Annotated in this window: 13 protein-coding genes; 4 read left to right on the top strand and 9 right to left on the bottom strand. The window is 53.7% G+C overall.

The window, feature by feature from the left end:
* Positions 1 to 7 precede the first annotated feature (7 nt).
* Genes ACN0RV_RS01365 through ACN0RV_RS01350 form a run of 4 tightly spaced genes read right to left on the bottom strand, consistent with a single transcriptional unit; the run spans position 8 to position 2650 of the window.
* Positions 8 to 268: an AAA family ATPase gene (locus ACN0RV_RS01365; protein WP_417344882.1), complete on the bottom strand. Its 261-nt coding sequence runs from the start codon at positions 266 to 268 to the stop codon at positions 8 to 10.
* 38 nt (positions 269 to 306) lie between these two features.
* A complete protein-coding gene (locus ACN0RV_RS01360; protein WP_417344880.1) occupies positions 307 to 1188 on the bottom strand; it encodes a hypothetical protein in 882 nt (293 codons plus the stop codon).
* Complete coding sequence (locus ACN0RV_RS01355) at positions 1185 to 1856, bottom strand: hypothetical protein (RefSeq protein ID WP_417344878.1); 672 nt, start codon at positions 1854 to 1856, stop codon at positions 1185 to 1187. Before ACN0RV_RS01355 ends, ACN0RV_RS01360 begins: the two co-directional genes overlap by 4 nt.
* On the bottom strand, positions 1853 to 2650 hold the full coding sequence (locus ACN0RV_RS01350) for a hypothetical protein (RefSeq protein WP_417344876.1): 798 nt from the start codon (positions 2648 to 2650) through the stop codon (positions 1853 to 1855). Before ACN0RV_RS01350 ends, ACN0RV_RS01355 begins: the two co-directional genes overlap by 4 nt.
* Positions 2651 to 3334: 684 nt before the next feature.
* Here ACN0RV_RS01350 and ACN0RV_RS01345 point away from each other — a divergent pair.
* Entirely contained in the window at positions 3335 to 3595 is a 261-nt protein-coding gene (locus ACN0RV_RS01345; RefSeq protein WP_417344875.1) for a hypothetical protein, read from the top strand.
* Between the two features lie 6 nt (positions 3596 to 3601).
* Here the strand turns inward: ACN0RV_RS01345 and ACN0RV_RS01340 are convergent, their stop codons facing one another.
* A complete protein-coding gene (locus ACN0RV_RS01340; protein WP_417344873.1) occupies positions 3602 to 4042 on the bottom strand; it encodes a CAP domain-containing protein in 441 nt (146 codons plus the stop codon).
* A gap of 335 nt (positions 4043 to 4377) precedes the next feature.
* Here ACN0RV_RS01340 and ACN0RV_RS01335 point away from each other — a divergent pair, with 335 nt between their 5' ends.
* The gene (locus ACN0RV_RS01335; RefSeq protein ID WP_417344871.1) at positions 4378 to 5331 is read left to right on the top strand and encodes an RluA family pseudouridine synthase; all 954 of its coding nucleotides are present in this window, start codon (positions 4378 to 4380) and stop codon (positions 5329 to 5331) included.
* A gap of 60 nt (positions 5332 to 5391) precedes the next feature.
* Here ACN0RV_RS01335 and ACN0RV_RS01330 read toward each other — a convergent pair whose 3' ends face one another.
* Positions 5392 to 6783, bottom strand: coding sequence for a multiheme c-type cytochrome (locus ACN0RV_RS01330; protein ID WP_417344869.1), 1392 nt, complete (start codon positions 6781 to 6783; stop codon positions 5392 to 5394).
* A gap of 598 nt (positions 6784 to 7381) precedes the next feature.
* Here ACN0RV_RS01330 and ACN0RV_RS01325 point away from each other — a divergent pair.
* The gene (locus ACN0RV_RS01325; RefSeq protein ID WP_417344867.1) at positions 7382 to 8419 is read left to right on the top strand and encodes a DcaP family trimeric outer membrane transporter; all 1038 of its coding nucleotides are present in this window, start codon (positions 7382 to 7384) and stop codon (positions 8417 to 8419) included.
* Positions 8420 to 8481: 62 nt separating this feature from the next.
* On the opposite strand, the gene ACN0RV_RS01320 is transcribed toward ACN0RV_RS01325, so the two are convergent.
* The 3 genes from ACN0RV_RS01320 to ACN0RV_RS01310 all read right to left on the bottom strand — a co-directional run bounded on the left by ACN0RV_RS01320 (position 8482) and on the right by ACN0RV_RS01310 (position 11776).
* Complete coding sequence (locus ACN0RV_RS01320; RefSeq protein WP_417344865.1) at positions 8482 to 9408, bottom strand: SphA family protein; 927 nt, start codon at positions 9406 to 9408, stop codon at positions 8482 to 8484.
* Between the two features lie 109 nt (positions 9409 to 9517).
* Positions 9518 to 10006: a cytochrome c3 family protein gene (locus tag ACN0RV_RS01315; protein ID WP_417344863.1), complete on the bottom strand. Its 489-nt coding sequence runs from the start codon at positions 10004 to 10006 to the stop codon at positions 9518 to 9520.
* A gap of 54 nt (positions 10007 to 10060) precedes the next feature.
* Entirely contained in the window at positions 10061 to 11776 is a 1716-nt protein-coding gene (locus ACN0RV_RS01310) for an FAD-dependent oxidoreductase (RefSeq protein ID WP_417344862.1), read from the bottom strand.
* Between the two features lie 187 nt (positions 11777 to 11963).
* On the opposite strand from ACN0RV_RS01310, the gene ACN0RV_RS01305 reads away from it, so the two are divergent.
* Positions 11964 to 13583: a sigma 54-interacting transcriptional regulator gene (locus tag ACN0RV_RS01305; RefSeq protein WP_417344860.1), complete on the top strand. Its 1620-nt coding sequence runs from the start codon at positions 11964 to 11966 to the stop codon at positions 13581 to 13583.
* Positions 13584 to 13610 lie beyond the last annotated feature (27 nt).

Below are 13610 nucleotides of genomic sequence, written 5' to 3'. Positions count from 1 at the left end.
AATTATTTCAACCAGCTGTGACAATACTCTTAATTCTTGTTGTATTATATCTAATTGTTATCTCACCATGGCCACTATATCTAGAGCATAACTCAGGTGGAATTTGCCTCTTGCCTTCGAGTTTGAGGTAAAAATACCTAATCAACTTCAAAAGATTAGATTTACCAACATTATTCTTCCCAACAATACAGTTAACGTCTTTTATATCGTCTATAATAGAGTCATTGAAAGAAAGTAAGTTTTTTATTCGTATACTGTGAATAGACATTGTCGCTTTCGAGTCTTTGAGATTATTTGAATCAAAAGTTATAAGTTTAGAATGCTCGGCTTTACCTCCACACTTTGCAAGATAGGATATTCATTATTTTTAGGATCATCATCAACCAACATATAATTTCCTCGAGTAAGATCAACCCCTTCTGGATTCCCTTCAATTAGAATCCAGGAGTTTTGAGGAGAGATTGAATCAGTAAATGACACATTAGACACCCTTACATGCTCCACTATCTCCTCACCATTTCCCAAGTCTGTTCTAAGTTCTTTTAACAAATATTTCTTATCTCGAAACTTAACTCCATCCAAAGAACCTAAATCTATTTTCATCACTGTTTTACCATTGTCTTTGCGTGATTTAAGCAAAGTTACCAATGTATAGTCTTTAACATAATCATCATAACTCAAATCTTCTGAGATCGTAGATGAAAATAAAGCGGCAATATCATCAGCAAATACTTCAAATATTAAGTCTCGACTTCTTTCCATCAGGCAGTTGTTTTTATCTTTCTCTCCTACAAACTGACTATAGTGCTCTTTTACACTCCCTACCCTTTCATTACGGACAGTGAACAAAACTAGAGATTCACATCTATCTACTTTCTCTGAACCTTTAAGCTTTGAGCTATTGAGAGCACTAAACACTCTTGAGTGCTTAGTAGCAACTTTATCTATTTTAACTGAAAACCTAACTGTTTTAAATTTCCCTTTTGACAAAAAGGGCCTCGAAGAAAAAATAATGACAGCACTTTCCCTAAACTCCGAAAGTGACAAAATCTTTTCCTTTACATTTAAAGGAGTGACACCGGTAAGCTCAACACTTTCCATCTCTGAAGCAGCTGCGGGAAAAACAAAAAGAAGAATTAAAAAAAACACTAACTTAATGTTGCGCTCAATAAGAATAAAATAATTCATTCTTCAACCCTCTCATCTAAAAAAGCCTTAAAGGACTCTTTGATAAAAGCTAGAAGATCACCTTCAACATCGACAGAGATTGTTAAGTTTTTTTCAAGCTGCACTTCATGACCATTGATTCCGTCACTCATTTCATCCAGTTTAGCTAAAAATGACGGCCTAAGCTTTTTTTGGCCATTTGAAAGTGTAGATTCTTCTTTCTTAATCTTATAGTCCTTTCTTTTCACAATATCCCAATTGGCTATATTTAAGACCATAGCATTACTTTTACGAGAATGACTCTCTGCTTCTTCATAATTAACAGCAAGGTTCTCGACTACAAATTCCCGCGTATCCAAGCTAAATGTTAAAGATACATACTGCCCCCAAAAACCCTTAAATTTGCGTTCGCGCAAGATTGGTCTGTATAATTCATACAACAACTGATCGAATGACTTTCTATAATTTCTGTAATCATTTTCCAGATACCTATAATCCCTGAATATAGGATTATTTCCATGATCAAAGTCGAATGATGTTTCATAAAAACATACATTGTTAACCTTATGGTTTTCACAGATTAACTCTAGCAATCCAATTTTAGAGCTCTCATGACTTACTGAATTGGCAAGACAAGATGCAGTAAAAATCAAGGAGGCAAATACTAGAGTAAAAATATTGTTTATCATAACCTTAACTCATGAATTTCTTTACGATATGTATGTAAAAACTTACTTATTACACCATGACAAACTACCATTTGTGGACTATCTCCTATGGTGCAAGAATCATCAAAAAAGAGTAAAAAATTATACTTAAACTTATCATCATAGGATCTAAGTTTTAATATGGAATTTGAAATATTATTATTATGACCTTCAGAGATGACACTTTCTTTGACCAAATTTATTGCTATCGCTTGCTCGTCAAGACCCTTAGTTTCTAACTTTATAGAAAGGTCTTCTATTTTCCTTTTTACTTTTACAGCATTTTCATTTCTATATGTTGACGTAAATTGAGCAAGCCTTTGGAGATAGTAGTTAGAAAGCATAAGTAATAGTTTATTATTATGTATATAGCTATCTTGAAACCCATCATATATAAGTTCAATCCCAGTGTGGTGCTCATTCTTTATCATGTCAGCTAGAAATGATTGCAATAGCGTGTCCATGATTTCACTATTATAAGTCACGCCATTATGTTTTATGTCTTCTAAATTTTTTTCAATCAAATATAGTGTTGAATTCTTATTTCCTGCATTCTTAGAGTTATAGTTGTATAATATAAGAAGCTCTGATAGATTATTGGTTGCTTGAATCACTTCCAACTCACCTCTTAACTCGGAAATAGCTTCTTTCTTGGATTTCTCTACAACATAGTCTGTATATACATTCAAAAAAAGGCTGGAAGATGTTAATATTGCAGTAAAAATCGCAATATAAGCATGCTTCTTTTCAAAGGACAGACTATCTACTTTACTCATAAAGAACAAACTCCTTCACACAGATTTGACAAAATAAATAAATGCTGTTTGAAATAGGTATGGGAAATTAATACGCCAGAGTTACTACAAAGCATAATTATCGACATCTAACACTAGAACAAGCTTATATACCTTTGCGAGAAAAAGAGCAGTCATTATTTTATGTCTTTTACACAATGCGACATTTAAGTGCTCAGCCTTATAACCCAAAACTGACAACCACAAAGTCTACGCTTGTGAAGTATGCTCAATTGCATATCACCCAAGGTGGATGTTAGCGGTCGCAAACCAATAAAGCACTGATTTAAAAGGACATATTGTCAAGCAAACATGATTTCAGTCAAAGCTCCGCCTAAGGCGGACACCAAGACTAGTCGTCACCAAAGAACTTAAACTGCAAACAATTAATTTGTATTAAGGTACACCCTCCTGTGTAGCTTTTGTAGGGGGAGCTTCACACAATAATGAATAGCTTTGGGTACCTGTGATTAGCCCTAAAAACTAACAGATCGATAGCAACGAAAATATAGACCTAAACCCTCTGGCCGACCATGCTACAAAGCCCCCATAGCACGTCCCTTTTCACTCAGCACTAGCTTTGGACTTTAGAGGTATATCCCTGCTACGACTCGCCGACTAAAATCGACTCATCCTTACCCTACTCTCGACCAAAAAGGACCCTGGATGCGCCCGTTTGAGCGTCTGCTCGCTGTGATGTTGTGGCTGGAAGTCGCTGTGGCTCCGGCTTTGCTGTGTGCATTGCTGGGCAGTGTCTATTGCATCGTCGCCGATAAATTGGAGCTGTCTTTGGTGGGCTGGTGGGCGTTAGCCGGGTTGGTGCCCGGAGTATTTGCCGCCGAATACATTCGGCGCACCCGGGGGTTGGTGATTCCCATTGCCAACTGCTTGCCTGGATCTGAGGCTAAGAAGCGTCGGCTCAGCTAGGCACTATTAATCGAAAGCTGTGGCGAACACCTGCACCCAATAGAAGCGGTACTCCGTCCTCAGGTTGGCCACGCAAGCGAAACCCGTTTCTCTGTAGTCCGGCGACATTAAGTTCCGACAGTGTTCTGGGCTGGATAACCACTCCTTCATCGCTTTTTCCACCGTCGGCTGTCCTGCCGCAATGTTTTCTCCCACCAGTTGCCACTCATATCCATAAGAACGAACCCGCTGGCCCACGTCGGCGCCGTCGCGTCCGGTATGGCTGAGGAAGTTATGAGTCGCCATGCTGTAGGCATGCTCGAAGGCGGCATGTTCCAGGAAAGCGCTCTGACGAAGTGCTGTCACCGGCTCCATATAGGTGCCACCACAGTTGGCTCCCTTGGCCCTGATGGCATTGGTTTGCTCTAACAGAGAGCCAATCTCCTCGGTACAAGCAAGGTACTGCACCGAAGTAGTCTCTTGCGGGCCGGGCAAGGTATCGTTCGCGGCGGCTACCGCAGACATGACTAAAAGCAGCACTGTGGCGCACTCGCAGCGTGTCTGACCCCACTTGACCATAATCGGCTCGCTCCTGATGGTGCAGATCCCTCCTATAACCTTAGCCCTCCTTCTCTCCAGTCGCGTTACCCTTTGAGCCAGCAACAAGCATTGAACAGCACTCTCTAAGAGATTCGGCGCCTGGCTGAGTCTCTCCGCCGTCGGTGCTCGCTCCCCGGTGAGTTGCCGCAGTGTTGGGCGTGCCCCCTTTAAGGTACACTGCCCCCTCTTCAGGAGGGCGCCCTTTGACCACCAGCTTTAACGACACCATTACCCCCAGCGATGCAGGCCAGCGTCTGTATGGCTTTTTGCGCGCCCGATTTCCCTATCTGAATCAGCAAACCTGGCAGGCCTTCGTCGATGAGGGCGTGGTTTGCGTCGATGGCGTTCAGGCCGAAGGGGATCCCGTGCTTGAAGCGGGCCAACGGCTCAGCTATCGCATCGGTGATTACTTCGAGTCTCCGGTGGACACCGGCTGGAAACTGCTGTGGCAGGGGGAGGAGATCATCGCGGTGCACAAGCCCCATGGCCTGCCGGTCAGCCGCACCACCCGCAATATCATCAACACCCTGGTGGCACTGGTGCGCCGCGAGAGTGACTGGCCCGATGCCCATCTGCTGCATCGGCTGGATCTGGAGACCGGTGGCATCGTACTGCTGGGCAAAGACAAGGCCGCTGCCAGCCGCTGGCAACCCAGGCTGAAACAGCTGATGGTGCGCAAGGTCTACCATGCGGTGGTCTGGGGCTTGCCTAGCTGGGAACAACAGGAGCTGGAGTGCCGCCTGGGCACCAGAGAGGCCAGCCCCATTCGCTGCCAGATGCATGTGTGTGGGGATGACGAGAAGGGCAAACAGAGCCACACCAAGTTCCGGGTGCTGGCCAGAGGCGATGATTGCGCTCTGGTAGAGTGCGAGCTGGTGACCGGTCGTAAACACCAGATCCGGGCCCACCTGGCGCACCTGGGCCACCCCATCGTCGGCGATAAGATCTATTCCAATGGGGGCAGCTACTACCTGAAACGGCTGGATGACGCGGTCACCGACGCCGACGAACTGGCCCTGGGCGCCCCTCACCACCTGCTGCTGGCCAAAGAGGTAACCATAGACACTGGTACAGACAGTGAGCGAGTGCTTACCAACTCTCACCATTCTGAGCCCTGGCGACAGCTCTGCCAGGAGAAGGGACTGCCCCTGCTGTAGCCCCACAAACAACAAACCCGGCGAATCCGCCGGGTTTGTTGTTGGGTTGGAGGTTAGCCCTTACTTAGCCGCAAAATGCTGGCTGAGGCTGGTCATCTCTACCGAAGGCACCACCACCTTGTCGCTGAGCAGGAAGTCCGCCACGCTCTGATCGAAGGAGCGGTAGTGCAGCTTGGCCTCTACGCTGTAGCCGCCCTTGGGCAGGTCAAAGCCGTACTCCACCGTCTTATTCCCCTTGGCGGGGATGGTGTTCTCCTGGGCGAAGCGGGCCACCTTCCAGGGCTTGTGTTCCGGCTTACCCTTGTCATCCACCGAGGCATCCTGGAACACCACGGTGCCTTCCGGCAGCAGGTTCTCTTCGGTGAGGGTGCCGGAGCGCAGCAGTTCATGACCGGCGTCATCACGCACCACCACCTCGAGCCAGATCTGGCGGATGAAGGTCAGGCTGGTTGGTAGGGCATGACCGGCGCGGCGGTTGTGCACCGTCAGTTGCAGGGTGGCCTTGTCGCCCTGCTGCACCACCTTGGCGTCCAGAGAAGCGGCGCTCTGCAGGCGTTTTATCGCCTCGGCGGCGTGCGCTTCCCCATTTTTGACGCCCAGCAGAGGCGCCAGCACCGCATTGCCACCAACAAAACCGTGGTCATGCACCAGGGCGCGTTCCTTACCGCCGCGGGCTGCCTTTCCGCCCAGACCATGGTCCGCCAGCTCGGAGACCGGCTTCATCTCGTCGGCCACCCGGATGGCGGCGTCCACCGGCACCATGTGACAGTCCTGACACTGAATCCCCTTGGCGGCGTACTCGGACTCTTTCCACTCCTGGTAGGTGTGCTCCAGGGCGAAATCGTGGGCCGGGTTAAACACGTTGTGGCAGTTGGCGCAGAACTCCGATTTGGTGTGCAATTCGTTGTACTGGGCTTTGTGGCCACGGGCCTTGGCGTCTTTCAGCGGGCCGCGTTTCACACCGTCATTGGCCAGGGCCAGGGAGGCGTTGCCATGCTCGCCCATGGAGGTGTGGCGCATGTTGGTCTCTTCGACGCTGTGGCAAACGTCGCAGGAGACCCCGGTGGTGGCCATCTTCTGTGTGGTGAAAGCGCCGTATTTGCCGGTCTCAGGGTGAAACTCTACCTTCTGGGTGACGGTGCCCACCGCGGTGTGGCAACCGCCACACAGGTTCTTGGTGGCGCCGTCGGTTTCCCGGTCGCCCAGCGCCCACTCGGCCTGGAACACCGGATCGATGAAGGCGATGGAGTGCATGGAGCCCTGCCAGCCGTTCCACTGGCGGGGGTGACAGCCCTTACAGCGTTTGGGATCGCTCCAGTCTTTGAGCTCCGGGGATTTGTCCCCCACAACACTGAGGTAGGAGGGGGCGTAGGGCTGGGTGTCTGAGGCCTGGGCCAGCATAGGCAGGGCGGCGCACAGCAGCGCGGGTAAGAGTTTCAGTTCCAACTTCATCATTTTCTTCCTGATAATCCCGGTCTCGGGTACTGCATCACGGCAAAGGTTATTATTTTGCGGACCGCCCCACTGAACATGAATCAAAAATACTCTTTAAATCCAAATGGATAGGCCGATGCGCATAGTACTTCAACCGCCGTTTGTGCTCTGCTGCCGGGCACACACTATGACGAAAAGAGGCCGCGGAGTGGTCAGGACGAGAGCGGTGCCACAACCTGGCAGCGCAACCTGTGAGGTGGATCGACATAAGGCGTTGGCGTAAAAGTGAAAAAAGTTTCCCAAGGGGCCTCAAGAAAAACCTTTCTCGTCCTGAGGAAGTGTGACTGCCCTCACCCGGGGGCTTGCCCAGGCGCTTTAGAGTAACTCCCGCAAGTCAGAACAGGTCGGTTGAATGCAACGGACCGCCCTGCTCTTGGTGTTTTTGCTCCCCGGCAGTGTGCATGAGTGTCCAACCCGCGACTTTACACTCTGGCATCAGCGTTTAGCAGGGTTTATCCCCTTGTCCCCTGCCACTCACATCATCGATGCACGTCGGGGAGCCTTTCTCTTTTTAGGTCGCTGCCATCCAGGCGGCGATCCGGACTCGCAAGGAAACATGAAGAAATTGATTTTGGCCGCATTGACGCTGGCCTCCCCCCTCTGCTGCGCCACCGACATTGAGCTGAATGGCTTCATCAAGGCCGACCTCAAGTCAGTTCACGGCCACATCCCCTACGCCGGCATCTGGACCGGCGCCGACACCCCGACGGAACAGGACACCACCAAGACCCAGTTCAGCGGTCAGGAGAGCCGTATTCGTCTGGCCCTGAAGGAGGCCAGGCTCAGTGCCGTTATCGAGGTGGACTTCGCCGGCTCGGCCCAGGGCAACACCGTGGTCTCCAACTCCTACAGTCCCCGCCTGCGTCACGCCTACCTGGCCTACCGCGACTTCCTGGCGGGCCAGACCTGGTCCACCCTGGTCAATACCGCCAGCTTCCCGGAAACCACCAACCTGGGTGGCCCCTTAGTCGGTGAGGCAATGGTGCGCCAGGCCCAGCTGCGTTACCAGGGCGAGCACTGGCAGCTGGCACTGGAGAATCCCAAGACCTACGGCACCCAGTCCGATGGACAGAACATCGATGACAACAACGATTGGATGCCGGACCTGATCCTGCGCCGGGACTGGCGCGGTGACTGGGGAGAGCTGTCGATAAGTGGCCTGGCCCGTTACCTGGCCCCGGATGGACTGGCGGAGCTGGGACTCGGTGCCTCGGCCTCCGCCAGCCTGCACCTGGGCCAGGACAGTCTGAAACTGCAACTGCACCATGGCAACCTGGGGCGCTACGTCGGCACCTCCGCCGCCAAGGACATTGCCCACGGCGAATTGGAGACCACCAGCGCCGCCATGCTGGGTTACCAACATCACTGGGGCAACGCCCTGCGCTCCACCCTATTTGTGGGCAAAATCCTTACCGATGTGGAAAAGGTGGACCGCACCCACCTGGGCATCAACCTGTTCGCCTCCCCGGAGCCCTACCTGGATCTGGGACTGGAGCTGGGCCACATCCAGGTGCAGGATGAGGACATCCACTTTCGTCAGCCCCGGCGCGGCGGTTCCAGCTACCTGCAGGCCACCGCCCTCTACCGCTTCTAGCCACAAAAAAAGCCCCGGATGACCGGGGCTTTGCTTTAAAGGGTGATGATGAGAAGGCCAAGCTAGAAGGATTTGGTGAAGGTCAGGGTGATGCAGTCTCCCTCGACGGTATTCTCGGCGCCAAACTCGTTGAGATAACGCAAGTTGGCTTGCAGCAGCCAGGGCAGATACATCAAGTTGACCTCTGCACCGACGCCGTAAACCCGTTTACGCTGGTCCTTCACCGTACCCGGGCCATCGTGGTTGTCGTCACTGATCTGCCAGGAGGCGGCATAGTTGATGCCGGGGCGAATCAGCCAGTGGTCGTCCAGCATCATGTTCTTACCGACGCCCCCCTCCAGGGTGAACTCCATACCGGGGCGCACATCCGTCTCATCCTGTTTGCCATGAAACAGGGTGCGGGACAGGGTACTGAAGCTCCAGCTGCGATCCTCGTCGAAGAAGTAGGTACCGCCGGCGGTGACCATACCGGACCAGTAGCCCAGACCAACGGACTCCGGCTCATCGGCGGAATAGGAACCGGTTGGCGCAATCGCCGCCAGCGCCAGGATGGCGTCGAACTTTGGGGTGTACCAGAACAGGGCCAGGGGCTCGATAACGATGTCCGCCACCTCGAAATCTGAGGAGCGATCGAAGGCACCACCTATGGCGATCTCCTTCTTCACCACGGGCACGATCAGGTTGTAGGCCCAGTTGGCGCCAAAGATCTTGGTGTCGGTGACGTTGACGAAGCGGTGGGCCTGGGCGTACACCTCCAGGTTGAAGTCCATGGTCAACTCATCGCCATTGTCATCCATGAGGCGACCGGCGTCATACCAGGTGTTGTACATGCGGTAGTGCATCCCAGGAGGGGGCGGCGTACCCGCCTCCACACCCTCTGTGCCTATGGAGTAATGGGTGCCAGAGGTGGCCGCCAGCGCTGCCCCACAGTCTGCCAGGAGAAATGAAAGCAGTACTGCACGGGAGCAGTGAGAATATTTCAGTTTCATCGTTATTATCTCCAGCGCCCGTCTCTTTTTTAAAGACAGGCACCTTATTTACAGCCAAAGAAACGACTGATGGATTTTTATTTTTGCGGCGAATTAATTGCCGGAAAAATTAATTATTCACAGACCAACCCTGAGGCAGCCTTTTATCCCATTCGGCGGTATGACATTCGCCGCACAACAGTGTCGAGGGCTGATGGGACTTGTGGCACTGATAGCATTCCGGGTCCACATGGGAGTGGTGAGGGTTGATGCCCCACGCCTCCTCAAGGTGGTGAGTCTGCTGCGCCAGCGCCTCGTAACCCTCGTGACAGCGAAGACAGAACTCGTTGTCGAACTCCCGGGTATACATGGGATCGTCATACTCGCCCTTGGCGTAGGCTTCGGCCTCCCAGGCGCGGGTTTGCGCATCCTGCTCATGGCAGTCGGTGCACTCGAGCCCCATCGCCAGATGCCTGGATGAGAGCAGCCTGGTGTCGCTGGCTGCCTCAACATAGGGCTGGATGATGTGGCACTCTCCGGCGCAGGATTCCTGGGCCGATGCGCCACCACTGGCGGCCACCAGCAGGGCCAGGCCCGCCAGCTGTAACTGTGTTTTCACGTTGTTTCACTCCTATCGCGGCGCTGCCCCTTTCAGGGCAGCGCACTCAGGCAATTACACGTCGATGGAGGGCATCAGCTTGTCCACGTCGCCACCGGCGGCGAGGATGCCGGCCATGCGACCATAAGTGAGGCAGCGGCCATGGCCGATACCGGGACAGATGGTGGGGTAGTCATTGGCAAAGAAGTCGCCCTGGGCGGCACCAACCACGTACAGGCCGGGAATCGACTTGTCATCCTTGTCCTTCACCAGCAGGCTGGAGTCGGTGCTCAGGCCACCGCACATGGTGAGCACGGTGCTGTAGAGCTTACCGGCGTAGAAGGGAGGCTTGATCACCGGGGTCAGCAGTTCCTTGCGCTTACCGAAGTCGGGATCGTTCTGCTGCTGATACAGCTCGTTATACCGGGCGATGGTCTTCTCCAGCTGCGCCTTGGGTACACCCATCTTGTCGGCCAGTTCGCCGACGCTGTTGGCCACCAACACCTTGCCATCCTTGATGTGGGCCTCCTGGGTCATGAGCTCGATCTCTTTGTTCCAGCCTTTGCCCCAGGGCTGCCACATCTGGCCATAGAACAGGCCGCCGGCGATGTTGGCGTCCACCTGGGCCTTCACCTGATCCGCCCAATCGCGGTCATAGATGGTCCAGGCGATGCCATCGGGCTCCAGCTCCTTGGTGCAGCTCTTGGACTGGGTGTTCACATCCTCGTTCTTGAAACGCTTACCGTGGGCATTGACGTGGAGGAAGCCGTAACTGGCAGCCCCGGCCTCCAGATGGATCACCGCCGCGTGGGGCTCGTGCTTCTGCATCACCGCCCCGGCCTGCATCGCCTGAATCATGCCGTCACCGGTGTTGCACTTGTTGGGGAAGTAGATCTGTGCGTCCGCCTTCAGGGCGAAGGGGGAGAAACGCTGCATCATCTCGCGGTTGGACGCATAGTCGCCGGTGGCAATGATGACGTTCTTGGCGTTGAACTGGGTGTAGTTGCCACGCTTGCCGGCGATGACGCCCACCGCCTTGCCTTCGGCATCCCGCAGGATCTGGGCAGAAGGGGTCTTGTAGTGAACCTTGACGCCCTTGACGACCGCCTCCTTCTCCATGGCCGGTACTATGGTGGCATTACCAATGCCTTTGGAGTGACCGTAGACGTAGGAGAGATCGGCATCCTTTTCATGGAAGAAGTGGGTCACCGGGTACTCGGTGTAATCCGGGCCCTTGTAGTACCCCTCCCACATGGTGACTTCCAGGCCATGCTTTTTACCAATCTCAGTGGCCCAATCCATGGCGGCGCCACTCTTGCGGAAGAATTGCCACAGCAGCTCCTCATCCACCCGGCCCTGGGCCCAGGCCACCAGCTCTCGAATGATCTGGCGGGTGTCGTTCTCAATGCCCATGGACTTCTGCACCTGGCTGTCCAGGGCTGTGATGTGACCACCACGGAAGGCAGGCACCTTGTTCTTCTCAACGATATCCACCTTGGCACCCAGCTCTGCGGCGGAGATGGCCGCAGACAGACCCGCCAGACCGGCACCGATCACCACGATGTCGGTCTCAACCACCTTCTTGATGTGGCGCTTTGGAATGGGTTTGGCCGGTTTCTCCCAGCTCCACTGGTGGGTGTCGGCAGCGGGTTGGCCAATGTTCATGCCTCCGGCGAACGCCGCTCCGGGCATGGCTGTCCCCACCACGGCGGCGGCACTGGCCACAGCACCACCTTTCAGAAAACCTCGGCGAGACGCATCAGCAATACCGGTATTTTTTTCATCTTTCATATCAGACTTCTCCATTATTTTTATCGGCCTAAAAGAGGGGCCTGGCTGAATAATTGCAGTCTCTGTGCCAACACGTTTTAGGCAATATTTCTTGAAGGAAGTCTCAAATGAATCATTTTTATGAAGCGCCAATTATCAGATTGATATATTCATTATCAAATCGATAATCATGAAGCCGAGCCAGATTATGAAAGCCTCAGAATTAACCCTGAAAGACCTGCTGACCGTTTCGCCAAACGACTCACTGGTTCGCTTTATGCAGCAGCGCGTGCTGATCTTCGATGCGCTGGCACTGGGCCTGCTCCGCAAGGAGCTTATCGATACCCTGGGCCGCAAAGGCGCCCGCAAGGTGCTGACCCGCTTCGGCTATGCCCACGGCTGGCGCACCGCCAAGATGCTGGAGGAGGAGTTTCCCGACGTGGTCTCCGAAGGTCATGGCGGCGAGCACCTGCATCGCCTCTTCGGTCTGGTGAACACCACCAAAATCATCGTGGGAGATGGCCAGGAGGGACGCCCGCTGATCGAATCGACCCTGGCCGACTCCTACGAAGCGGAGCAACACCTGCAGCTGTTTGGCCAGGCCAAGGAGGGGGTGTGCTGGACCCTGGTGGGGTTTGCCAGTGGTTATGAGACCGGCAAGACCGGACGAGAGGTCTACTTCATCGAAGACCGCTGCTGCGCCTGCGGTGCAGACAGCTGCCACATCGTCGGTCGGTTTCGCGAGGAGTGGGGAGAGGAACTCACCCCTCACCTGCCCTATTTCGAAACCACGGACACCGACAGCCTGCTGGCCAGGCTGACCGACAAGTTTCACGATCTGGAGCGACGACTGGACCAGAAGAAGCGGGAGCTGGCTCTGTTCAACGACGATACCGACCCCATTCCCGGCTTCGTGGTACGCAGCCAACCGATGCAGAAACTGATGGAGATGGCCCGCCGGGTCGCTCAGGTGGACTCCTCCATCCTGGTCACCGGCGACAGCGGCGTGGGCAAGGAGCAGGTCAGTCGCTACGTACACCACTGCTCCTCCCGAAAGGAGCGCCCCTTCATCACGGTGAACTGCGGCGCCCTCAGCGAAACCCTGCTGGAGTCCGAACTCTTTGGTCACGCCAAGGGTGCCTTCACCGGCGCCGACCGTGCCAGGGCCGGCCTGTTTGAGGAAGCGGATGGCGGCACCCTGTTTCTGGACGAGATTGGGGAAACCAGCCTCAATATGCAGGTCAAGCTGCTTCGTGCCCTGCAGGAGCGCGAAGTGAAGCGGGTGGGCGAAAACCTGTCCCGCCCCTTTAATGTCCGCATCATCGCCGCCACCAACCGCGACCTGGAGCAAGAGGTCGAGGCGGGACGTTTCAGGCTGGATCTGCTCTACCGCCTCAAGGTGATTGAGCTGGACATCCCGCCGCTGAACCAGCGCGGCGAAGATATTCTGCCCCTGGCCAACCAGTTCCTCTACAAATTCAGCAGCGAGATGAACCGCAACATCATCGGCCTCTCCCGCGCCGCAATACAGAGGCTGATGAACTACCGCTGGCCTGGGAATGTCAGGGAGCTGCATAACGCCATGGAGCGGGCCGTTGCCCTGTGTCAGGGGGAGTGGATTGAGCCGGAGGATCTGCCCCGGGAGATCTCGGCGGCCATCGACGAACCCAAGGTCGACACCCAGATTCGTCCTCTGAAGGCGGTGGAGCGGGACTACATCCTATCGGTGCTTGACGCCTGTGGCGGCGATAAGCAGCAGGCCGCCCAGGCGCTGCAGTTGGGCATTGCCACCCTCTATCGCAAACTCAAGGAGTATGGCGTCTCCTGAGCCACACACTTACCCAGCCACAAAAAA

It is taken from the genome of Ferrimonas sp., from assembly GCF_048263965.1.
Taxonomy (GTDB): Bacteria; Pseudomonadota; Gammaproteobacteria; order Enterobacterales; family Shewanellaceae; genus Ferrimonas.
This window is presented reverse-complemented; position numbering and strand designations above follow the sequence as displayed.